Raw genomic sequence first — 24,915 nt, 5'->3', positions numbered from 1 at the left:
GTCGGCTCAGCTGAGGTTGTCGATGAAGTCGAAAAGCTCGCGGTCGTCCGCGGTGTCGAGGCGGTCGACGGCGCGATCGGGGCCGCTGTCGTCGGCGCCGTCCTCGAGCTGCCGCAGGAGTGCGGTCAGTCTGCGCGCCACCTCCGACCGGTCCTCCGGCGACAGCTCGGCGGCGGCGCAGCTGCGCGTCAGCGCGTCGATCTCGGCCGCGATCCGTTCCGCGGGATCCTGCGCCGGAGCGATCTGCCGGTAAACGAAGCCGGCCAGCTCCTCCGCGGTCGGATAGTCGAAGACCAGCGTCGCGGGCAACTGCAGACCGGTCGTTCGGACCAACTGGTTGCGGAACTCCATGACGCTGAGCGAATCGAAACCGATGTCCTTGAACGGCATATCCGGTGCGATCGCCCCCACATCCTCGTGGCCCAGTACCGCCGCGGCCTGGCTCCGGATCACGTCGAGGACCACACGTTCCTGCTCGGCCGGCGTACGACCCGCCACCAGCGCCGCCAACGTCGACGATTCGCTCGCGGCCGCAGCGGTCACGCGACGACGAGTCGGCCGCACCAACCCACGCATGATCGAGCGACCGTCCGCGGCGAGCGCCGAACGGTCGATCCGGACCGCGGCCACGTCCGCACGGCCACTCGCGAGGGCCGCGTCGAACAGCGCCATACCGTCGTCGATGTCCAACGGCGGGAATCCGTCTCGGCGCAACCGGGCGATATCGGCGGCCCCGAGGCCACCGGTCATCCCGGTGCTCTCCGCCCACAGTCCCCACGCCAGCGACGTCGCGGGCAGCCCGTGGACGTGCCGATGCTGCGCCAGCGCGTCGAGAAAGACGTTGGCGGCGGCGTAGTTCGACTGGCCCGGGTTGCCGATCACACCCGCGATCGACGAATACAGGACGAACATCGACAGATCCAGGTCCTTCGTCGCCTCGTGCAGATTCCATGCCGCGTCGACCTTCGGGCGCAGGACCTCCGCGATCCGCTCCGGTGTCATCGTGGCCAGGAGGCCGTCCGACAACACACCGGCCGCGTGGACCACACCTGTCAACGGGTGGTCCGCCGGTACGGCCGCCAGCACGCGGTCCAGGGCGGCACGATCGGCGGCGTCACACGCCACCACCTCGACCTGCGCGCCCAGCCCGGCGAGTTCGTCCCGCAACTCGGCCGCACCGGGCGTCGCCGGGCCGCGCCGGCCGGCGAGCACCAGTCGGCGCACCCCGTATTCGGTGATCAGCTGTCGTGCGACCACGGCGCCCAAACCGCCCGTACCACCGGTGATCAGCACGGTGCCCTCCGGCCGCAGCGGGGCCGGCACGGTGAGCACGTTCTTGCCGATATGCCGAGCCTGACTCATCTGGCGGAACGCTTCCGGCGCCTGGCGTAGATCCCACGCGGTGATCTCCGAGGGTGCCAGGGCACCGGCGTCGAAGAGCTCGACGACGGTGGTGAGGATCTGCCCCAACCGTTCCGGCGGCACGTCCAGGAGCATGAAGTGGTGGTAGTCCACGCCGGGGTGATCGGCGGCCACCTGCTCGGGGTCACGCTCGTCGAGGTGACCCATCTCGATGAATTTGCCGCCGCGCGGCATCAACCGCAACGACGCGTCCACGAATTCGAGCGTCAGCGAATTCAAGACGATGTCCACGCCGCGGCCGGCGGTGGCGTCGAAGAACTTCTGCTCGAACTCCACGGTGCGCGAATCACCGATCTCGGAATCGTCGAATCCGAGCCGGCGCAACACCTCCCATTTCGGCCGGCTCGTCGTCGGCAACACCCGCAACCCCAGATGTCGAGCCAACTGGATCGCCGCCAAGCCGACGCCACCGGTGGCCGCGTGCAGCAGCAGCGTCCGGCCCGGTTGCGCGCCGGCCAGATCGACGAGGCCGTAATAGGCGGTGGCGTACACCACCGGAACCGCGGCGGCATGGGCGAAGGACCAGCCGCGCGGCATCCGGGCGAGCAGTCGCCGATCGGTGACCGTCACCGCGCCCGCCCCCGACGTGAACCCGAAAACCCGGTCGCCCGGGGCGAATTCGGTGACGTCCGGCGCAACCTCCAGCACCACGCCGGCGCCCTCGACACAGATGGTCGCGCTGATCGACTGAGATCCGGCAGTCGCATCCGACACCATGCCCAGGGTGATGAGCACATCGCGGAAGTTGACGCCCGCCGCGCGCAGCGCGATCCGCACCTGACCGGGCGCCAGTTCCCGCAACTCCTCCGGCGTCTCCACCAGGACGAGGTTGTCACCGGTCAACGTGCCCTTACCGGAATGGGCCAACCGCCATGCCCGCGAGCGGATCAGCTCGCTCTGGCCGACGAGATCGCCCGGACCTCGGCCCAGCCGGGGGGCGTACACCGCCCCGCGCCGGAGGGCCAGCTGGGGCTCGTCACCGATCGCCACGGCCACGGCCACCGCACGCCGGTAATCGTCGCGGTCGTCGACATCGACGACCAGGATTCGATCCGCGTGCTCACTCTGCGCCGTGCGCAACAGACCCCACGCCGCGGCCGCCGACAGATCCACCGATTCGCCCGGATGCGTGGCCACCGCGTGGTGGGTCACGACCACGATCGGTTCGTCGCGCACCAGCAGCCGCTGCATTCGCACCGTCAGCTCGGTAACCGAATCCCGCACGGCCGCAGGGAGATCGCCGGCGGCGCCACCGCTCGCCGGGTGAGCGGGGTCGAACCGCACGACCGCCACCCGCCGGCCCGCCACCGTCACGACTTCCTCGTCCTGCCCGGGACTCCGGAATTCGACGTCACCCGGTTCGTCCGGTGACACCGCTACCCATTCCACCCGGTAACCGACACCGTCACTGCGACGGCGGGCAGCGCCCAGGAGTGTGTCGGTCGAGAGTTGCCGCAGTGTCAGCGCCGCCACCTCGGCCACCAGCGCACCCGCGGCATCGGTCACGCTCACCGCGATCCGATCGGTGCCGGCGCGTGCCGCTCGTACCCGCAACGACGCCGCCCCGGTCGCGTACAGCTCGACGTTCTCCCAGGAGAAGGGGACGATCACCGCGTCGGTGCCGGTGTCGGCGTCGGAGAGCAAGCCGCTCAACAGGATCGCGTGCAGCGCGGCATCCAGCAGGGCGGGATGTATCCCGAACTCGCCGCCGTGCGGCCGCGCCGATTCCGGCAGCGCGACTTCGGCGAACACCTCGTCGTCGCGCCGCCACAACGCGGTGAGTCCCTGGAAGACCGGGCCGTACTCGTATCCGCGCTCGGTCAGAACCGCATACGCTTCCTCGACCGGCAACGCCGTCGCACCCGTGGGCGGCCAGGCGTCCGCCGCCGAGCCGACCGGCGGTGCCTCCGTCTGCGTGGTGATCGATCCTGCCGCGTGCCGGGTCCATTCCTCGGATTCGTCGGCGTCGTGCGCACGGGAGTACACCGACACCGGCCGTGCCCCGGTCTCGTCCGGACCACCTGCCATGACCCGCAATTCGACTGCCCCGGTGGTAGGCACCGGCAGCGGCGCCTCGAGCACCAGCTCCGCCACCCGCGGAGTTCCCAGCAGTGTTCCGACGTGCAACGCCAGCTCCACGAGCGCGGCCCCCGGAAGCAGGGCGACGCCCGCGACGGCGTGGTCGGCCAGCCACGGCTGATCGGCCGTCGAAAGCCTGGCGGTGAAGACCACATCCGGTGAATCCGGCAGTCGCAGCATCGCGCCCAGCAGTGGATGTCCGGCTTCGGCCAGACCCGACTGCCGTAGGTCGGGCGCGGCGCCGGGCCGCAGCCAGTACCGCCGGTGCTCGAACGCGTAGGTCGGCAACGAAACCCGATCGGCCGGGGCCGCCAGCGCTCCGGGCGCCACCGCCACGCCCGCGCAATGCGCCTGCGCCAAAGCCACGGCGACCTGCTCCGGACCGCCCCGATCACGCAGCAACGTCCCGAATACCGCCACCCGATCGGCCATCCCGAGCGATTCCACCGTCGAGGCCATCCCGACCGTCAAGACCGGATGCGGACTGACCTCGATGAATGCGTTCACTCCGCTACGCGCCAATGCCGCCACCGATTCCGCGAATCGCACCGGTGCGCGCAGCCCCCGATACCAGTAGCCGGCATCCAGCAGTTCGGTATCCACATAGTCCGCGGTCACCGTCGAGAAGAACGGCAGGGAACCCGGTCCCGGCTCGACGGCGGCCAGCTCCGCTGTCACTCGATCCCGGATCGCTTCCACCGCCGCGGAATGCGATGCGTAATCGACCGGAATCCGCCGCACCCACACGCCGTCGGCCGCACAGGCGGCGACGAACTCGTCCAATGCGGATGCCTCACCGGACACCACGGCTTCGCCCGGACCGTTCTCCGCCGCCACCGAAATCCGGTCGCCGAACCCGGCCGCACGCTGCCTCACCACCTCGGTGGTCGCGCGCACCGAGGCCATACCGCCGTGGCCCGCGAGCTCCTCGGCGACGATCCGGGAACGCAGGGCGACCACCCTGGCGCCGTCGGCCGTCGACAACCCGCCTGCGACCACGGCGGCGGCGATCTCGCCCTGCGAATGACCCAGCACCGCAACGGGTTCCACACCGTTTGCCCGCCACAGCCGCGCCAGCGACACCATCACCGCGAACAGCACCGGTTGGACCACATCCACCCGTTCCAGTGCGGCCGCGCCCGGTTCCCCGCGCAGCACCGCGGTCAACGACCAATCGACGAACGGTGCCAGCGCGGCCTCACATTCGGCGATAGCCTCCGCGAATACCCCACCCGCGGCGAGCAATTCGGCGGCCATACCCACCCACTGGCTGCCCTGCCCCGGAAATACGAAGGCCACCCGCCGCGAGACGGCACGCCCGGACACGACGCCGTCGGCGGCAGCCGATTCGGCCAGTCGCGCCACACCGGCCGCCAGGTCCGCCGGTTCCCGTCCCACCACCGCAGCGCGCCACTCCAGCTGGGAGCGGTGCCGCAACAGTGAATGCGCGATATCGCCCGGTCTCGCATCCGGATGCGTCCCCAACCACTGCGCGAGGCGAACAGCCTGCTCCCGCAGTGCTTCCCGGCTCTGCGCGGACACCACCCAGGTGAAGGTGCGGCCGGCGTCGACCGGTCGCGTGTCGTCCGGTCCGGCCGGGGAGTCCGATGCGCCGGTCGGCACTGGCGCTTCCTCGAGAATCACATGCGCGTTGGTGCCGCTGATCCCGAACGACGACACCCCGGCACGCCGGACACGCCCGCTGTCCTGCCAGGGCCGAGCCCGGGTCAGCAACTCGACCGCACCGGCCGACCAATCCACGTGCGGGCTGGGCTCGTCGACATGCAAAGTGCGGGGCAACATCCGATGCCGCAGCGCCTGCACCATCTTGATCACGCCGCCCACCCCGGCAGCGGCCTGCGCATGGCCGATATTCGACTTCAACGACCCGAGCAGCAGCGGCTCCGACCGGCGCTGTCCGTAGGTGGCGAGCAGTGCGTTCGCCTCGATCGGATCGCCCAGTGGCGTCCCGGTCCCGTGCGCTTCCACCGCGTCCACATCCGGCGGTGTCAGGCCGGCATCGGCCAGCGCCGCCATGATCACTCGCTCCTGTGACGGACCGTTCGGCGCGGTCAGACCGTTGCTCGCGCCGTCCTGATTCACCGCCGACCCGCGCACGACGGCAAGAACGTCGTGACCCAGCCGCCGCGCATCGGACAGCCGCTCGACCACCAGCATCGCCGCCCCCTCCGACCAGGTGATCCCGTCCGCGGCCGCCGAGAACGACTTGCACCGGGCATCCCGGGCCAACCCGCGCTGCCGCGAGAACTCCACGAACACCATCGGTGTCGCCATCACCGTCGCGCCACCCACCAGCGCCAGTGAGCTCTCTCCTTGGCGCAGTGCGCGGCACGCGGTGTGCAACGCCACCAATGACGACGAGCAGGCGGTGTCGACGGTCAGCGCCGGTCCCTCCAAACCCAGCGCGTACGACACCCGCCCCGAGGCCACGCTCCCCATGACACCGGTGACGGCATAGCCCTCGACCTCGGCCCCGGCCCTGCGCGTCACCTCCGCGTAGTCCTGGTACATCACGCCCGTGTAGACACCGGTATCGCTGCCCCGCAAGGACGCCGGGTCGATTCCCGCGTCCTCCAGCGCTTCCCACGCCACCTCGAGCAGTAGCCGCTGCTGGGGATCCATCGCCGACGCCTCCCGGGGCCCGATCCCGAAGAATCCGGCGTCGAAATCGCCTGCGCCGGTGAGGAATCCACCCTCCCGGATATAGGACGTTCCGGAATGCTCCGGATCGGGATCGAACAGCCGCTCCAGATCCCACCCGCGATCCGCCGGAAACTCGCCGATCGCGTCGGTTTCCGACACCAGCAGATCCCACAGCTGGTCCGGCGATCCGACGCCACCCGGATACCGGCACGCCATCCCGACGATGGCGATCGGTTCGTCCGCGCGGATCGGTGTCGCGCCGCGCTCCGCGGAGGCGGCGGATCCGTCCTTCTGTTCCACGAGCGACCGCACGAATGTCGCCACGGCCGCGGGGGTGGGGTGGTCGAATACCAGGGTCGAGGGCAGCCGCACGCCCGTCGCCTTGCCGAGCCGGTTACGGAACTCCACACCGCCCAGCGAGTCCAAACCCATGGCGCTGAACGGCTTTTCGACATCGACCTCGCCGGGCGAGGTGTAGCCCAGCACCGCGGACGCGTGCTCGCGCACGAGGTCGAGTATCACCTCACCGCGCCGGGCATCGGGCGCCGCGGCCAAGCGGGCGCCGAGCGCACCGGCCGTGCGGGCCACCGGCGCGGATGCGCGCCGCGCGAAGCCGCGCAGGACCGCGGGAACCGCGGCGACATCGGTCTGGCGGCGCACTGCCGTCGCATCGAACCGGATCGGCGCCGGCTGCGCCTCGGGGTGGACGAGGGCCTGGTCGAACAGCCGCACGCCCTCGGCCTCGCCGAGCTGACCGAAACCCAGTCGCTCCCAGCGCGCCATGGCCGCGCGGTCGAGATCACCGGTCATGCCGCTGTCCTGTTGCCACGGCCCCCAGGCCAGCGCTGTCGCCGGCAGGCCCGCTTCCCGCCGCTGCTGCGCCAGCGCATCCAGGTAGCCGTTCGCCGCCGCGTAGTTGCTCTGCCCAGCCGAGCCGAGCGACCCTGCGATCGATGAGAACAGCACGAACGCCGAGACATCGCGGTCCCGGGTCAGCTCGTGCAGATGCCACGCACCGTCCACCTTCGGCGCCAGCACTCGATCCACCTGCTCGTCGGTCAGCGACTCCACGGTGCCGTCGTCCAAGACCCCGGCCGTGTGAATGACGGCCAACCGGTCGTCGGATGCGATGGTGCCCAGCAGGTCTCGCACCGCGTCGCGGTCGGCGACATCACAGGCGACCACCCGGGCATCGGCGCCGGCCTGCGTCAACTCGCGCACCAATTCGGCCGCACCCGGCGCTTCGTGACCGCGCCGCGAGGTCAGCACCAGCCGTCGCACACCGTGTGCGGCGACGAGGTGGCGGGCGAACACGGCGCCGAGACCACCGGTGCCGCCGGTGATCAGCACCGTCGCGTCCGCCGCCGGCGCCGGCGGGGCAGCCGCCGACGTGGGCACTCGTGTCAGCCGCGGCACCAGAATCTGCCCACCGCGCACCGCGACCTGGGGCTCGCCCGAACGCAGTACCGCGCCGATGCGGTCGGCCGACAGCGGCTCGGCGGGATCCTCGTCGATCAGCACGAACCGATCCGGATGCTCCGACTGCGCGCTGCGCACCGATCCCCACACCGCCGCGGCGGCCGGGTGCGCGCCCGCGCCGACCGGCCCGGCGCCGCCCGTGGTGGCGACCACCAACCGCGCATCGGACAGACGTTCCGCCGCGAGCCACGCCCGCAGCATCGCCAGGGTGGCGTGCACTCCGGTCCGGACCGGGCCCGGATCTCCCGCCACGGGATCGCCGACGGCACGGACGGGCACCCGCCAGACGACGGCGCCCGGAAGATCCTCGGCCACAACGAGTTCGGCGAGCGAGGCATACGTCTCGCCGATACCGGCGATATTCGCGCCCGGCAGCGCAGCGAGGCCCGGTGCGGACGGATCCGCCGAATCCGACCGCGCCGCTTCCCAATCGATTCGATACAGGCCGGACCGATCCGCCGCCGCGTCGCCGAGTGCTCCCACGGGAATCGGGCGCATGGTCACCGCACCGATTTCGACAACAGGAACGCCGTGGGAATCCGTGAGCGACACCGTGATTCGCCGATCACGGCCCTCGAGATCGGCCGCCGCCAACCGGGCTCGCAGCGAGGTGGCCCCCACGGCACGGATGTCGATGTTCTCCCAGGAATACGGGACCAGAATCGTATCCGGCGCCGGCGCGTCCACCAGGCCGCCGGCGAGCAGCGCGTGCAGCACCGCATCCAGCAACGCCGGGTGCACACCGAATCGGCCCGCCGAGGTGTACCCCGTCGTGCGGCCGTCCGGGGACTGGGCCTGCTCCGGCAACGTCAATTCGGCGAAGACCTCGCCATCGTGCCGCCACAGTGCGGTCAGCCCACGGAAAGCGGGACCGTAGTCGTAGCCGCGCCCGGCCAGCTCCGCATAGGCGTCGTCGATCGACACGGGCTGCGCCGTGGCCGGCGGCCACCTGTCCGGCTGCTGCGCGGGCGCCGAGGGAGCTTCTGCCACAAGCGTTCCCGTGGCATGGCGCACCCACGGTGCCGCCTCCGCTTCGCCGTCGTGCTGGGGCCGCGAATGCACCGACAGCTGCCGGGAACCGCCGGCATCGGGACCGCCGACCATCACCCGCAATTCGACGGCGCCCGTCGCGGGCACGATCAGCGGGGCGGTCACGATCAGCTCGGCCGGCCGGGGACTGCCGACCACCGCCCCGGCGTGCAGCGCCAGCTCCACGAATGCCGTCCCCGGTACCACTACCGAACCGCCGATCGCGTGATCGGCCAACCACGGATGACTCGACAGCGACAGCCGGCCCGCCAGCACCACGCCGTCCGCTTCCGGCAGCCACACCGCCGCACCCACGAGCGGATGGTCGGTGCGATCCAGCCCCGTCAGCCGCACATCGGCGCTGTCCGCGACATCGGGCAACCAATAGCGCCGACGTTGAAATGCATACGTGGGCAGAGGAATTCGCAGCTGGGGACGACGCCGGAACAGCGCCGTCCAATCGACCCGGACACCGGACGTGTGGGCCTGCGCCACCATCGTCGACAACTGCACGGTCTCGTCGCGATCCCGGCGCGCGGCCGCCATCACCACCGAATCCGCGCTTTCCCCGAGGGTCTGCCGGGTCAGCGCGGTGAGCACGGCGTCGGGGCCGACCTCCAGGAATCGACGCACTCCCGAAGCGTGCAACGTCTCGATCCCCGGTGCGAAGCGCACCGCGTCCCGCACGTGCCGCACCCAGTAGGACGGCTCCAGCAGCTCGTCGCCCGCGAGCAGGCCGGACAGATTCGACACCACCGGCAGGCGCGGCCGATGATAGGTCAATTCCGCTGCCACAGAAGCGAATTCGTCCAGCATCGGCTCCATGAGCTCCGAGTGGAACGCGTGCCCGGCCCGCAGCCGCGACGTCTTGCACCCGCGCCGGACGAACAGCTCCTCGATCTCGGCGACCGCCGCCTCCGCCCCCGACACCACGAGGGCCTCGGGCGCGTTCACCGCGGCGACGGACACGCGCCCGGAATACCGCTCGACGACCTCGTTCACGTCCGATTCGGCGGCCCCGACGGCCAGCATCGCGCCACCCGGCGGGAGCGCACCCATCAGGCGACCGCGGGCCGCCACCAGCCGGCAGGCGTCCGCCGTCGACCACAGGCCCGCGAGATAGGCGGCCGCGACCTCTCCGATCGAATGGCCGATCAGCACATCCGCAGTGACGCCGAACGATTCCAGCAGCCGATACAGCGCCACCTCGAAGGCGAACAGCGCGGGCTGGGTGAACTCTGTCCGACCCAGCACACCCTCGGTATCGGTGAACATCAGCTCGCGCAGGGAACGGCCGAGCAACGGATCGAAGTGCGCACTCACCTCGTCCAACGCCACCGCGAATACCGGAAACGCCTGGTACAGACCCGAACCCATCCCGGCCCGCTGGGCGCCCTGCCCGGTGAACAGGAAGGCCGTGCGGCCCGAGCCGACGACGCCGTCGATCACCCCGGTGCCGGTTCCCGATTCGGCGAAAGTCGCCAACCTCTCGAGCACCTCGTCCCGGTCGCGCCCCAGGATCACACTTCGTGAATCCAGCTGCGCCCGCGACGTCGCGAGCGCGTAGGCCGCATCGGCGATATCCAGCTCCGGCCGCTCCGAGAGCCAGGCCCACAACCGAGCAGCCTGTGCCCGCAGTCCGGCCTCGCCCTTGCCCGACACCAGCAGCGGGACGACCGGCAGCGGGGCCGCGTGGTCGTCCTCGGCTGCCACGGGCGCGGCGTCCGGTGCTTCCTCGAGAATCAGATGCGCATTGGTGCCGCTGATCCCGAACGACGAGACCCCGGCTCGGCGCACCCGGTCGCCGGCGACCCACGGTTCGGCCTCGGTCAGCAGCCGCACCGCACCCGCGGTCCAATCCACATGGGGCGAGGGCGTTTCGGCGTGCAACGTGCGGGGCAGCCGCTCGTGGCGCAGGGCCTGCACCATCTTGATCACACCGGCGACCCCGGCGGCCGCCACGGTGTGGCCGATATTCGATTTCACCGAACCGATGCGCATCGGCTCCCCGGTATCACGCCCCTGGCCGTACACGGCGATCAGCGCCTGCGCTTCGATCGGGTCGCCCAGTGCGGTGCCGGTCCCGTGTGCCTCCACCGCGTCCACCGCGGCGGCCGGAATCCCGGCATCGGCAAGAGCCTGCGCGATCACCCGCTCCTGCGACGGCCCGTTCGGGGCGGTCAATCCGTTGCTCGCGCCGTCCTGGTTCACCGCGCTACCGCGGACCACGGCCAGCACGTGGTGGCCGAGCCGCCGCGCGTCGGACAGCCGCTCGAGGACGAGCACGCCCGAACCCTCGGACCACACCACGCCGTCCGCATCGGCCGAGAACGCCTTGCACCGGCCGTCGGGAGACAGGCCACGCTGGCGGGCGAAGTCCACGTACAGATACGGACTCGCCGCGACGGTCACACCGCCGGCCAGCACCAGCGACGTCTCGCCCTGGCGCAACGCCCGGCAGGCCAGATGCAGGGCCACCAGTGAAGACGAGCAGGCCGTATCGACCGTCACGGCCGGACCTTCCAGCCCGAGCACGTACGCGACCCGCCCCGAGACGACGCTGTGCGACGTGCCGGTCAGCCGGTATCCCTCCAGCTCACCGGTCACCCGTCGCGAGTAGCCCGAGGAGCAGGCACCGACGAAGACCGCGGTGTCGCTGCCGCGCAACGACGTCGGGTCGATCCCCGCGTCCTCCAGCGCCTCCCACGATGTTTCGAGAAACAGTCGCTGCTGCGGGTCCATCGCCGACGCTTCGCGGGGACTGATGCCGAAGAAGTCCGGGTCGAAATCGCCCGCATCACCGAGGAATCCGCCGCGGCGGGTGTACACCGTGCCGGGTTTCGCCGGATCGGGATCGAACAACCGCTCCAGGTCCCAGCCTCGGTCGGTCGGGAAATCGCCGATCACATCGCGGCCCTCGGCGGTCAGGTCCCAGAGGTCCTCGGCCGACCGCACCCCACCGGGGAATCGGGCGCCGATACCGACGACGGCGATCGGTTCGTCCGTGGTCGTCCGGCGGGTCACCCGGTGCGCCCCTCGGTCCGTGCCGGTGCCCCGGGAGTGCAGCAGAGCGGCCACCGCCTCTGCGGTCGGATGGTCGAAGACGAGCGACGCCGGCAGCGCTACACCGGTGACCCGCTTCAGCCGGTTCTGCAGTGCGAGCCCGCTGACGGAGTCGAAACCGAGATCGGTGAACGGCAGGTCAGGGTGGATGGTCCGGGCAGAGTCGTGGCCCAATACCGCGGCAGCGTGTTCGCGAACGATATCGAGAGCGATTGTGCGGCGCTGATATTCGGGTGCAGCCAGCAGAAGGCGAGCCAGCGGGCTGTCGCCCGCCGCGCCGCCCGCGGAGATCGGAGCCGCCGTATCGGTACCTGCCGTGTCGGCCGATGCACCGCTCCGGACGCTGCGCCGCTGGAACGCGTACGGCGGCAGTTCGACCCGCGCTCCGCCCGGCACCAGCGCGGCCGGATCCACCGGCACACCGTCGCAGTAGGCCTGAACCAGCGAGGTCAGGAATCGGGCTGGGCCCCCCGCGCCGCGCTGCAGCGATCCGACGACAGCAGGGCCGTCGGCGCCGACCGCCTCGGCGGTCCGGGCGATACCCATGGTGAGTACCGGATGCGGACTGACCTCGATGAATCCGGTGATGCCCGCGTCGATCAGCGCCGCGACGGCATCGGCGAATCGGATAGGTTCCCGTTCCGACCGATACCAGTACTCGGCGTCCAGTTCCGCCGTATCCAGCCGGTCGGCGACGACGGGAGAGAAATACGGCACCGAGCCGGACCGCGGGCGGATCGGCGCGAGTTCGGTGAGCAGCCGTTCCCGGATCCGCTCGACCGCCTGCGAATGCGACGCATAGTCGATCGCTACCCGGCGGGCCCGCACCTGCTCGCGAGCACAGTCGGCCAGGAACTCCTCGAGCGCAGACACGTCACCGGAAACCACGCTCTGCGCCGGTCCGTTCACCGCGGCCAGCACCAGCCGGTCCCCGTACTTCGTCAGACGTTCTCGCACCGCCTCGGCGTCCAGCGCGATCGAGGCCATTCCGCCCTGTGCGACCAACTCGTCGGCGATCGCCCGGGACCGCAGCGCCACCACCCGCGCCGCATCGTCCAGCGACAGTCCACCGGCAATGTGGGCGGCGGCCACCTCGCCGTGAGAATGGCCGACCACGACGTCCGGCTCGACACCGGCCGCTCGCCACATCCGGGCCAGCGAGACCATCACCGCGAAGAGAACGGGCTGCACCACATCCGCGGTCGCCGGCGCGGGCGCGTCCGCGTCGCCACGCAGCACCGCCGTCAGCGACCAGTCGACGTACGGGGCGAGGGCCGCTTCACATTCGGCGATCGACTCCGCGAAGGCGCGGTCCGAATCGAGCAGACCCCGCGCCATTCCCTCCCACTGGCTGCCGTTGCCCGGGAAGACGAAGGCGATGCGCCGCCGCTGCGCCCGGCCGGTGATCGGTTCGATCGCCGGGGCGGGTGCGGCCGGGTCGGCCAACGCCGCCAGGCCGGTCAGCAGTTCCGCGCGGTCCTGCCCGACAACGCCTCCGCGCCAAGGCATCTGGGCTCGCGTGGTGCGCAGCGAGTAGGCCACGTCGACCGCGTCCAGCTCCGGGTGACGCAGCAGCCATTCCCGCAACCGGGCCGCCTGGGCCCGCACGCCGCTCTCGCTTCGGGCCGAGACCACCCACGGCACCGCGGCCGGCGGCGCCACGATCGGACGGAGATCCGGGCGGCCCGGGTCGAACGACACGCCCGCGACCCGGAATTCCGCGACGGTCCATTCCTTGCCGTCGGCGTCGTCGCGGAACATATTGTCCGCGAATCGGTTTCGTCGATCCGACGCCGTGGAGTCCGGTTCGGCCCCCGACTCCGCGCCGCTCAGACATAGTGCGGCCTCGATGAGGCTCGCGATACCCGGCGCGCTCGACGCTCGACTTCCATCACCCGCCGCACCTTCCCGGAGCACGGCATGGATCCGATCGCCGTCCGCGAGTGCCCGGGTGAGCGGTTTCAATACCACCATCCCGCCGCCCTCGCCGCGCTCCCACGACCCGCCGGCCAGCGCGAGCTCGCTGTCGCCGCCGCACACGCTCGCATATGCCAGCCGGACCGCCATCAGCGACGATGCGTGCGCGTCGCCGACCGTGACGCTCGGGCCCGCGAAGCCGAAGTGGGCAGATAGACGCTCAGCGATGCCGTGATCCTCGGTGCCGGATACGAAGACACCGCAGGGCAGTCCCTCGAGCGCGTTGGCGACCACCCCCGCGTTCTCGAGCGCCTCCCAGCCGAGTTCCAGCGCCGGCAGATGCCGCGAGTCGATCGCCCGCGCCTCGTCGGGCGCGATCCCGAAGAAGTCCGCGTCGAATTCCGCTGCGATTCCGAGGAAATCGGCGCGCTCGGTGATGTCCTCCGGTCCGGCCGGGGCCCCGATCACGGCGGCGCGCCCGTCTCGGAGCATTTGCCGGTAACTGTCGAGATCGGCCGCCCCCGGCATTCTGCAGGACATACCGACGATAGCGACGGCATTTGCCGATCCGGTCACCTCTGAAATTCCTTCCTCGATGAACGCGCGAACTCGCCAACACCCTCGCCATTACTCGGGAGAGGGTACGAATTCTGCTTCTATACAACGTATTTCGACGCGTTCACGGCCCAGCGAAGAGTCCCGAACGATATATGAGCGTCATCCACGCGCGGCCGGAGTCGACCCGGAGCAGAGGTTGCCGGCCGCTCCGATATGACGAGTTCGGCGCGGCAACCGACCCGCGAGCGACCGAAAGCCGGTGCGCTGCAGGGTTTGCCGGAGTATCGGGGCGCGCGGAGAAGAGGTAGTGCCCGAGCGGGGTGCGTACGACGCATCTACGCTACGGCGCCGTGATCTATCACAAGGATCCCTTTCGGGGTTCGTACAACAGCACAGGACTCATAGTTACTGAACAGTATTTGGCCGCTCTCGGGCTTGCCAGCAGTGGGAATAGTGTGATGAGCGCCGCTGTCCGATGACCCGTCGCACCACCGAGAACCGCCCACTGCCTGCGGGTTCGCCGCATCGACACCGCTTCGGCACCCGGATCGGGCAGTGTCGGCAGCTCCGCGACCGCTGAATAGCCGCCTCCGCCGCCCACGCGCTGCCATCGGCGCGAATCGAGGCGCGACCAGGCCCCCGGCGGCATGACAGAAACGAAAAAGGTCCCGGAACCTTCTGGTTCCGGGACCTTTTCACTAGTAGCGGGGACAGGATTTGAACCTGCGACCTCTGGGTTATGAGCCCAGCGAGCTACCGAGCTGCTCCACCCCGCGTCGGTGAACACAACATTACACACGAGTCGACAGGCGTAGCAAATCCTGTGGTCAGAGCGGTTTTCGAGAAGCGCAGACGCGATTTCGGCGCCGACCGCCGCGACCTCCATGAGCGGGTTCCACATCGCGGAATACGGTCGGCGACCCGGCTCTCACGGATCACGGGGGACCATCGACCCGCCGAACAACGCGGGATCGCCACACGGATACGCCGAACCATTCGAACCGGCGACTCGATGCGGAAGCATCGCTTCACCCCGAATGACGGAGAACGTCTTGGGAAACGCGCGCGTTTCCAAAAAGCAGCCCGAAAAAACGTGACCCAGCCCACTATTTGCGCGTGATTCATCGCACATAACGACCACATAACGAACGACCGGAATGTCCGACCACTGCATAGCCAACCTGCATCAACGCCGGAATCCGGTTATTCGCTTCATGCAATTGTGTCTGTTATCAAGACGTGATCTGTCGAGATCTCTTCGTTATGGTCGAACGCGGCCCGGAGCGAACCCGTGATGGGCATCCAGACCCGAACCGTTGCACACCGGCAACCCTGCCCCGCGGTTCGGGGATCCCCGACCTCCTGGGGGCAGGGACGCGGCGGACCATCGCCGAGCCGGCGGGCGCAGGGAGGGACACCACCATGAACAAGAACCGGAAGATCAGCAGTCGCGCCCTCGGCTTCGCCGCCGTCGCCGGCGCCCTTGTTGCCGTCCCGTTCGCAGCTTCCACCACTGCTTCGGCTGCGCCCGCCCACGACTGGGACGGTGTCGCGCAGTGCGAGAGCGGCGGCAACTGGAATATCAACACCGGCAACGGCTACTACGGCGGCCTGCAGTTCACGCAGTCCACCTGGAGCGCCAACGGTGGCAGCGGCTCGCCGCAGAACGCGAGCAAGGAAGAGCAGATCCGCGTCGCGGAGAACGTGCTGCAGACCCAGGGCTCCGGCGCCTGGCCGGTGTGCGGCCAGTACCTGCGCTACGCGCCCGCCGAGGAGACCCGGCCGGCCCCGCAGCCCGAGCCGACCGCTCCGGTCCAGCTGCCTGACGATCGCCAGGACCTGATCAACAAGGCCACCGACGCCGGCAAGCAGGCCGCGCAGCAGTTCGGTGTGGGCGAGCAGTTCCGGCAGATCCTCGACCAGAACAGCGGTCTGATCGACTCTCTCGGCCGCTGAGCCCGAGCGCGGTAGTACCGCGCACGCTTCTCATGCATTCGGCGCCGCCATCCGTGCGATGGCGGCGCCGAATGCCGTTTGTGCGGCAGGCCCGTCGTCGAGGCCGCCCGGCCAGGCACGGGCGCAGAACGCGAACGGCGCCCCGGGTGATCCCGGGGCGCCGTTGTCGTCGATCACCGGCCGGCCGTTAACCGCCGGCCTTGTTGTAATCGTCGATGGCCTTCTGGAGCCCTTCCAGCGCCTTGCCCAGCTGGCCGAGGTCACCCGACTTCTGGGCGTCCTCGACCCCCTTCAGGGCGTCGTTGAGCTCCTTGACCGCCGCGTCCTTCCCGGCCGACCCGGTGGTCGGCGGCGGCGCTGTCGTGGACGGCGGTGGCGTGTTCTGATTCGACGGCGGTGGTGAGGTACTGCCCTGCTGGCCGGGCGGGTTGATCGCCGCCTGCCCCGGCTGCTGGGTGGTCGCGGCGCCCAGCCCGTCTTGCACGTCGTTGAGCGCATCACCCAGCGTGGACTGGTAGCCGACCTTGTCCCCATAGGAGGCGAGCACCTTCACCAGCTGTGGGAAGGACGCCGTGGTCGGTCCACTGTTGCGTTCCAGGTACCACGGTTCGACGTAGAGGATGCCGCCTTCGCCGATCGGCAGGGTGAGCAGGTTGCCGTATTTGATCTTGTTGGTGTTACCACCGGTCAACAATGTCCGATCGTTCGAGACGCGGGCATCGGTGGTCATCGACGTCTGGACCTGTTGCGGCCCCGGCGTCTGCGAATCCGTCGGCAACTTGAGCACCGTGAACTTGCCGTAGTTCTCCGGATCGGAGGCGACCTGGATGTACGCCGCGAGGAACTGGCGTTTGAAGCCGACCATCGCACTGGTCAGATTGAACTGCGGCCGACCGGTTTTCGGATCACCGATGAGCACGTAGTACGGCGGCTGATGGGCGTTGGTCGGGGTGTCGGAGGTCGGATCGTTGGGCACCGACCAGAACGCGTTGTTGGTGAAGAACTCGCGCGGATCGTTGACGTGGTAGCGCGCCAGCATCTCGCGCTGCACCTTGAACAGATCCTCCGGATACCGGAAGTGGGCACGCAGCTCCGGCGAGATCTCGCTCTGCGGCTTCACCGAGTTCGGGAACACCCCGCGCCACGCGTTGAGCACCGGATCGGTGGGATCCACGTCGTAGAGGTTGACCGTGCCGTCGTAGGCGTCGACCGTGGCCTTGACGGAGTTGCGGATGTAGCTGACTTCCTTGCGCGGCAGCGTGCGACCGGTGTTCTGATCGATGCTGTCCTCGGTGACTCCCTCCAGCGAGGTCCGCTGCGCGTACGGGAAGTTGTCGAGCGTGGTGTAGGCGTCGACGATCCAGAGGATGCGTCCGTTCACCACGGCTGGGTACATATCGCCGTCGGTGGTCAGCCACGGCGCCACCTGCTGTACGCGGCTGCGCGGATCACGGTTGTAGATGATCTTCGAATCCGAGCCGATGGCGCCGGAGAACAGGATGTTGCGTTCGGCGTACTTGGCGGCGAAGGCGAGCCGGTTGAACCAGTTGCCGATCGGGACACCGCCCTGGCCGGTGTAGGTGTACTGCTCGGTGCCGGTGTCGTATTCGCGCGGCGGCTGGTTGTTCCCGCCCACGATGGCGTAGTCGGCATCCGATTTCGAGATCATCTCGCCGTAGTAGATGCGCGGCTGATCGACCGGGATGGCCTGCCTGTCCTTCGGTGTGAACAGATCGCTGACCGTCGACTTGTCGCCGACGTTGAAGACCGGATATCCGTACCCGCCGCTGGAGCTGCTGGTGCCGGCGCCGGTGGCCGCCTGCTGGGTTTCCTTGGGCGGGGCCACGTTCACCCGGTTGGCCGGAGAGGCGACGAAGCCGTCACCGTGGGTGTAGACGGTGTGCTTGTTGATCCAGTCGGTCTGGTTACCCGACAGGTTCTGCGGCACCAGTTCGCGAGCCGCGACGATGTAGTCCTGCTTCTCGCCGTTGATGGTGTAGCGGTCGATGTCCAGCGGGTCCGGGAAGCCGTAGAAGTTCTGCAGCTGCTGGCGCTGGATGAAGGTCTGGGTCAGCAGATTCGGATCCAGCAGCCGGATGTTGCCGATGGTCTGCTGATCGGCCGGAATCGAACCCGGGTCCTTCGTCTGCGAACCCTTGTAGTCGACGTAGGAGACCTTGTCGTCGGTGAGCCCGTAGGCCTGCCGCGTCGCCGTGATGTTGCGTTCGATGTACGTCGCTTCCTTGGTCGCGGCGTTCGGGCGTACCTCGAACTGCTCGACCACCAGCGGCCACACCGCGCCGACCAGGATCGACGACAGCAACAGCAGGGCGGCCGCCATCGCGGGCACGCGCAAATCGCGCAGCACCACGCCGGCGAAGAACGCGACGGCGCAGATGATCGCGATCGACATCAGGATCAGCTTGGCCGGAAGGACGGCGTTGATATCGGTGTAGGAACCGCCGGTGAAGGTGGGTTCCTTGCGGGTGCTCGACAGCAGCGAATACCGGTCGAACCAGTAGGCGACCGCCTTCAGCACCACGAACGTGCCCGCGATCAGCGCCAGCTGGATGCGCGCCGGGCGGGTCAGCGTGCCCTCCCGCCCGGACAGCCGCAGCCCGCCGAAGATGTAGTGGGTGACGAGGTTGGCGAAGAACGCGATCACCACCGCCACGAACAGCCAGTTCAGCAGCAGCTTGTAGAACGGCAGATCGAAGGCGTAGAAACCGACGTCGATGTTGAACTGCGGATCCTTGATCCCGAACGAGCCGCCGTGCAGGAACAGCTGCACCGTGACCCAGCTCGACTGTGCGACCAACCCCGACAGCAGGCCGACCAGGACCGGGATGCCGATGCCGAACAGCCGCAACCGGCCCATCACGGTGGTGCGGTAGCGGGCGATCGGATCGCTGGGACCGGACACCGGGACGAAGACCGGGCGCGTTCGATAGGCGGCCAGCAACGCCAGCCAGACCAGGGCCCCGACCACGATCGCGACGATGAGGAACAACAGGAGCCGGGTGACGAGCACCGTGGTGAACACCTGGCGGAAGCCGACCTCGCCGAACCACAACCAGTTGGTGTACGCGTCGGTCAACCGGGGGCCGACCAGCAGTAACGCCGCAATCACGAGCGCGGTGATCAGCAATATCCGGCTGCGGCGAGACAGCGAAGGTAAGCCTGTCGGGGGGCGCATGCCCACGATGCCACTCTCCCAGGTCCGGCGGCGTACCGAAGCGATTGTCGCCGATACACCGCAGTCCGATGATGCGTATGGTCCCTGCGGACCGTCTCTCGCGCCCCACTCTACGTAAAACGGGTCGGCTTGGATCGGGATGGCTCCGGTATGCCGTGGCGGGGACGCGGGCGCTCGCGCTGGACGTACAGTGTCGGCCGTGACTGTGGACAATCCCTCCTCCGCCCTGTACCGCTGCATCCGGGACGTGGCCGAGTTCGCCGACACCGAGGGCTGGGATCAGCCGCCGCAGTTGTTCGCGCTGGTGCCGACCGCCGACCTGGTGGCCGCCGAGCCGACGCTCGAGGATCAGCTCGACGACGGGGCCGCGTTGACTCCCATCGCCCAGGAACCGCTTCCGGACGATCTGAGCGGCGATTCGATGGCGCTCGACGAATTCCTCGCCACCACCAGCTGGCCGCCCGCCGTCGAGGGGGTGGTGCTGGTGCAGCAGATCGTGGTGCTGCCGCCGACCGCCGAACGCACGCTCGACGAGGCCATCGCACCGCTGCTGGCCGACCGCGACGCCGCCGACGCCGCCGGCCGCGACGCCGCGCAGACGCATCCCGAACGCCGCGACGCCCGGCTCTACGCGGGCGTGCTCCGCGACGGAGTCTCGTTGTGCCTGTTGCAGTTACGCCCCGAGGAGGACGAGGCCTTCCCCGAGCTGGATCTGCGCACCGCGCCGAACCTGGCCCCCAACCTGGTCGACGCGCTGCGCCACACGCTCGAGAACGAGCCGGATTAACCGCAGCTGGGGGCCGGGCGTCCGGCGTTGATGTCGTCCAGCGACTGCACCGCGGCGGTCAACGTGTCGACCTTCACGAGCTTCAGGCCCTCCGGGGTGCGCTGGCGGGCCTCGTTGCAATTGTCGGCGGGGACCAGGAAGGTCTCCGCGCCGGCGTCGCGGGCCGCGATCATCTTGTACTGGATACCGCCGATCGGGCCGACCTTGCCCTGCGGATCGATGGTCCCGGTGCCGGCGACGAAGCGTCCGCCGTTGAGTTCACCGGGGCTGAGCTTGTCGACCAGGGCCAGGCTGAACATCAGGCCGGCCGAGGGGCCGCCGATATCGGCGAGGTTGAAATCGACCTGCAGCGGACCGGCCGGCACCTGCTGCGGAGTGACGCCGAGGTAGGCCTTGTTCGAATCGTCCGGGCGCGCACCGAGTTTCACCTCGACCGTCTGTTCGGCGCCGCCGCGGCGGATCACCATCGGGATCGTCGTCCCCGGGGCGGCGCCCTGCACCGCGTCGATCACGTCCTTGGAGGTCGCGATCGGTTTCCCGTTCACGCTCACAAGTTCGTCGCCCTTCTGCAGCACCGCTTTGGCAGGGCCGTCGTCGGCCACCACGCGCACCTGAACCTTGGTCGGATACTTCAGAAAGTTCAGCGCCGCCAGTTCGGCGTTGTCCTCGGACTCCTTGAAATCGGCCTGGTTGGACTTGTCCACCTGGTCGCGGGGAACGCCGGGCGGGTAGACCTCGGCGCGCGGCACCAAGCCGTAGCGGCCGTCCACCCACAAGCCCATCGCCTCGAATATATTCAGCCCGTCGCGAACGGAGACCGTCGTCATGTTCAGGTGTCCCGAGGTCGGATCCACCGCGGCGCCCTGCACCGCGACGACCTGCTTGCCCTCCACCTCGCCGAGGGTATTGAAGGTGGGACCAGGGCCGAGAGCGACGAACGGCACCGTCACCGCACTGCCCACCACACCGAGGACGAGCACGGGCACCAGAGCCGCTATCAAGGTGATGATCCGACGATTCACCCGGCCCACAGTAGCGGCTCCACGATCACCATCCGCGTAGCCTTGGGGGCATGAGCGACGTGCCCTTCGGATTCTCGAACCGCGACGACGATCCCGACCGCGACAAGCGTGACGATCAGGCCGGTTCCGGAGCGAACAACCCCTTCGCCTTCGGCATGGGGTCTTCGGGCGCGGCCGGATTCGATCCCGCGGCCTTCGGGCAGATGCTGACCTCGCTCGGGCAGATGTTCTCCACCATGAGCCAGCCGGGCGGCCAGGCGAGTCCGGTCAACTACGACGTCGCCAAGCGGCTGGCTCGCCAGCAACTCGGATCGACGGTCGCGCCGATCACCGACGGTGCGCAGCGCGCCGTCAGCGATGCCGCGCATCTGGCCGAACTGTGGTTGGACGCGGCGACCACCCTGCCCGCCGGGGCCACCAGGACGGTCGCGTGGTCGCCCAACGATTGGATCGAGCAGACACTGCCGACCTGGAAGCGGCTGTGCGATCCGGTCGCCGAGCAGGTCTCGGGTATGTGGAGTTCGACACTGCCGGAGGAGGCCAAGCAGTTCGCCGGGCCGATGCTCGGCATGCTCGGGCAGATGGGTGGTCTGGCCTTCGGCTCGCAGCTGGGGCAGGCGCTGGGACAGCTCGCCCAGGAGGTGCTGACCTCCACCGATATCGGGCTGCCGCTGGGTCCGGCCGGAACCGCGGCGCTGTTGCCCAGCGCGATCAGCGAATTCAGCAAGGGCCTGGAACGTCCCGAAAGCGAGATCCTGGTCTATCTGGCCGCCCGCGAGGCCGCTCACCAGCGGCTGTTCGCCCATGTGCCGTGGCTGCGGCAGCAGGTGCTGGGCGCGGTCGAGGATTACGCGCGGGGCATCCGCATGGACTTCTCCGCGATCGAGGAGGCCGCGCAGAACATCGATCCGATGTCGCTGACCGATCCGTCGAAACTCGAGGAACTGCTGTCGCAGGGCACCTTCGAACCGCAGACCACCCCGGAGCAGAAGGCCGCGCTGGAGCGGCTGGAAACGCTGCTGGCACTGATCGAGGGCTGGGTTCAGGTCGTGGTGGCCGAGGCGGTCGGCGACCGGCTGCCCGGTGCGGGTGCGCTGGCCGAGACGCTGCGCCGCCGCCGCGCCACCGGCGGTCCGGCCGAGCAGACCTTCGCCACGCTGGTCGGCTTGGAGTTGCGTCCGCGCAAGCTGCGGGAGGCGGCCACGCTGTGGCAGCGGCTGACCACCGACGCGGGAATGTCGGCGCGCGACGCGGTGTGGGCGCATCCGGATCTGCTGCCCAGCTCCGAGGATCTCGACAAGCCGAGCGGCTTCATCGACGGTGTGATCGGCGGCGGCGCCGATGTTTTCGACGATCCGCTGGCGCAGCTGGCCGAGACCGAGGCTCGCGAACGCCGCGAAGGCGCTGCGGCGCAACAGGAGCGGCCGAACGAGAACGCGGCAGGCGACAAGAGCCCGGAAGGCACTGCCGCCCAGGACGATTCCGGTTCGGGCACGAATCCGCCGGACGCCGGTGACGAGCGCGGCGAGAACGAGGATCGCTGACCGGCGGCGTCACCGAGGCCGGTCGGCCCGGCCTCAGCCCAGTCGAGCTTCGGCGGTCGCGTAGCCGAACAGCTTGCGCCCCTTGGAGAATGCGTCGACCACGACGGTCACCATCCGGCGGCGCGAACTGAGCCAGCCGACCTGTCCGCCGAACAGGATCGACGCCGGAGCATCGGAGTCGACGGGCAGATAGTGCATCTTGGGCGCGTACTGCACCCGCAGTTTCGTCAGCGCGGTCGGATCGCCGAGCCAGCGACCGAGATATCCCGCGACCAGGCCGAACGTCAGCATGCCGGGCACCGTTCCCGCCGTGGTGCCGCAACGGTGCGGATCGACGACACCGGCGTGCCGCACCACATCGTCGGCCGCGACCGTGACGGTGTCGGCGGGCAGATCCGCGCCCACCGCCAGCGGGCCGAGATCCACGAGAGGGCGCGGCAGCGACGGTTGGATCCGGTCGCGCTGCGGCGTGCGCAGGCGCCGTGGCGCCGAAACCGGTTCGAGATCGTGCGGCCGGCCGGACGTCCCCGTTCGCGCACAGGTTCCGGGCTGGGTGTGCACCAGCAGCGTAGAGGAGCCGCTGGTCACGACCTGGCCGTCGTCGTCGCGCAGCAGGGTGGTCACCGAGACCACGTCGTAGTCGCGGTAGTGGCGGAAGGATTCGAATCCGATTTCACAGCTGATGCGGTCGCCGGCCAGCAGTGGGCGCACGATTTCCAGCGTGCGGTCGGCGTGCACGACGCGCCCGTTGTGGAAGCCCGGCACGAGTGCCTCGAGCGTGCTTTCCTCGGCGCGCATCCATACCGTGGTGGCGAAGGTCGGCGGGGCCACCAGGGCATCGAATCCCCGAGCGGCGGCGGCACGTTGGTCGCAGTGGATGGGGTCGGTGGCGCCTATCGCCCGGGCGTACTCGCGAATCGCGTCCGCCGCGATCGGACGATCGCCGCGGCTCCGAAACCGATGTTCGCCGTGCAGCGATGCCACCGGTGGCACGTCGAGGGATGCGCTGACCATGTTGCTCCTTTAACCGACCCGAATCGACCCGATTGTCGGCCGCCGGTGGCCGGGCGTTAGCACTCTCGGCGCCGGTCTGGAAAATTCACGGCGAGTCGTCGGCGAGTTTTGTGAAACGGTGCGTTCGGAGCGGGGCCGCGACTCGAGTCGAAGCACCCTGTGGACAACGTCGAACCTGTGGATAACCAGGGGTTTTCCACCCGCTGCGAGCAGGGCCGGCGACAATACTGAGGCCCATGACGTTGTCACACGCACGTGGACCGATGTTGCATCCGCGGGTGGCGGTTCTGCGCCGGCCCTCGGGCGCGGTGCAATTGGGATGGGATCCCGAACGCGCGGTACTCCTGCACCCGCCCGCCGTCGAGACCGATGCGGTCGTCGCCTTCGTCCGGCTGCTCGACGGTCTGCACAGCCATCCTCAGCTTCTGTGGGAGGCCGGGCAACTCGGTCTCGGTGGCGTGGCCCTGGAGCTGTTACGCGATATCGACGCGGCCGGACTGCTGGTGTGGCCGCGGGCGCGCCGCACTCGCGTGCGGACCGTGCACGTACACGGCCGCGGGCCCCTGGCGGATTCGCTACACGGCGGTATTCGGCGACTGGGCATCACTCCGACGCGTTCGAGCGAGTACCGCGGCGGTACTTCGGATTCCCTGCCGTCCACCGATCTGGTGATACTCACAGATGCGCTGGTGCCGGTGCCGGAACTGGTCAGCATGCTGCTGGTGCGCCGGATCCCGCACCTGCAGGTTCGCATCCGCGACGGGCACGGTGTGATCGGGCCGCTGGTGCTGCCCGGCGGTACCAGCTGTCTGCGCTGCGCCGACCTGACCCGCACCGAATTCGACGCCGAATGGCCGCATCTGGCGGCGCAACTGCTCGGCCGGACCGGCTACGCCTCCCCCGCGACCATTGCCGCCACCGCCGCCCTGACGCTGCGCGAGATCGAATCGATCATCGAGGATGCCGCCGACGACCCGCCCCGAACCCTGGACACCACACTGGAATTCGATCCACACACTCGGCGCGTCGCCCGGCGCCGCTGGACCCCGCACGCGGACTGCGCCTGCCGCCGAATCGCAGCCACGGTAACCGAAGCGGCGGCCGACGATCGCGCGGCATCCGTCGCCGGAGGATCGGTATGAGCGCGACGAAGGTGGCCCGCGCCGCAGCTCGGGCGGTGACAGA

Annotated in this window: 8 protein-coding genes and 1 tRNA gene; 4 read left to right on the top strand and 5 right to left on the bottom strand. The window is 69.3% G+C overall.

Translation table 11 applies throughout. The annotated features are described in order from the left end of the window. Nucleotides 1-6 precede the first annotated feature (6 nt). Both NN2_RS38120 and NN2_RS03745 read right to left on the bottom strand, forming a co-directional pair. The gene (locus tag NN2_RS38120; protein ID WP_082856693.1) at nucleotides 7-14,229 is read right to left on the bottom strand and encodes a type I polyketide synthase; all 14,223 of its coding nucleotides are present in this window, start codon (nucleotides 14,227-14,229) and stop codon (nucleotides 7-9) included. A gap of 684 nt (nucleotides 14,230-14,913) precedes the next feature. Then, a tRNA-Met gene (locus tag NN2_RS03745) sits at nucleotides 14,914-14,987 on the bottom strand. 646 nt (nucleotides 14,988-15,633) lie between these two features. Here NN2_RS03745 and NN2_RS03740 point away from each other — a divergent pair. After that, on the top strand, nucleotides 15,634-16,167 hold the full coding sequence (locus NN2_RS03740) for a transglycosylase family protein (RefSeq protein WP_063010341.1): 534 nt from the start codon (nucleotides 15,634-15,636) through the stop codon (nucleotides 16,165-16,167). 187 nt (nucleotides 16,168-16,354) lie between these two features. Here NN2_RS03740 and NN2_RS03735 read toward each other — a convergent pair whose 3' ends face one another. Then, the gene (locus NN2_RS03735) at nucleotides 16,355-19,369 is read right to left on the bottom strand and encodes a UPF0182 family protein (RefSeq protein WP_082856692.1); all 3,015 of its coding nucleotides are present in this window, start codon (nucleotides 19,367-19,369) and stop codon (nucleotides 16,355-16,357) included. 133 nt (nucleotides 19,370-19,502) lie between these two features. On the opposite strand from NN2_RS03735, the gene NN2_RS03730 reads away from it, so the two are divergent. Continuing rightward, entirely contained in the window at nucleotides 19,503-20,150 is a 648-nt protein-coding gene (locus tag NN2_RS03730) for a PPA1309 family protein (RefSeq protein WP_228795381.1), read from the top strand. Here the strand turns inward: NN2_RS03730 and NN2_RS03725 are convergent. Continuing rightward, nucleotides 20,147-21,172, bottom strand: a complete 1,026-nt coding sequence (locus NN2_RS03725) for a YlbL family protein (protein WP_181064132.1) — start codon at nucleotides 21,170-21,172, stop codon at nucleotides 20,147-20,149. The two genes, NN2_RS03730 and NN2_RS03725, sit on opposite strands and share 4 nt — an antisense overlap. A gap of 50 nt (nucleotides 21,173-21,222) precedes the next feature. Between NN2_RS03725 and NN2_RS03720 the strand changes: the two genes are divergently transcribed. Further along, entirely contained in the window at nucleotides 21,223-22,716 is a 1,494-nt protein-coding gene (locus NN2_RS03720; RefSeq protein ID WP_082856691.1) for a zinc-dependent metalloprotease, read from the top strand. Nucleotides 22,717-22,749: 33 nt separating this feature from the next. Here NN2_RS03720 and NN2_RS03715 read toward each other — a convergent pair whose 3' ends face one another. Then, nucleotides 22,750-23,730: an FAS1-like dehydratase domain-containing protein gene (locus tag NN2_RS03715; protein WP_063010337.1), complete on the bottom strand. Its 981-nt coding sequence runs from the start codon at nucleotides 23,728-23,730 to the stop codon at nucleotides 22,750-22,752. Nucleotides 23,731-23,966: 236 nt separating this feature from the next. Between NN2_RS03715 and NN2_RS03710 the strand changes: the two genes are divergently transcribed. Continuing rightward, nucleotides 23,967-24,872 carry a TOMM precursor leader peptide-binding protein gene (locus NN2_RS03710; RefSeq protein WP_063910648.1) on the top strand — a complete coding sequence of 302 codons (906 nt, stop codon included), beginning with the start codon at nucleotides 23,967-23,969 and terminating at the stop codon, nucleotides 24,870-24,872. The last annotated feature ends 43 nt before the right edge of the window (nucleotides 24,873-24,915 follow it).

It is taken from the genome of Nocardia nova NBRC 15556 (assembly GCF_001613005.1).
Taxonomy (GTDB): Bacteria; Actinomycetota; Actinomycetes; order Mycobacteriales; family Mycobacteriaceae; genus Nocardia; species Nocardia nova.
This window is presented reverse-complemented; position numbering and strand designations above follow the sequence as displayed.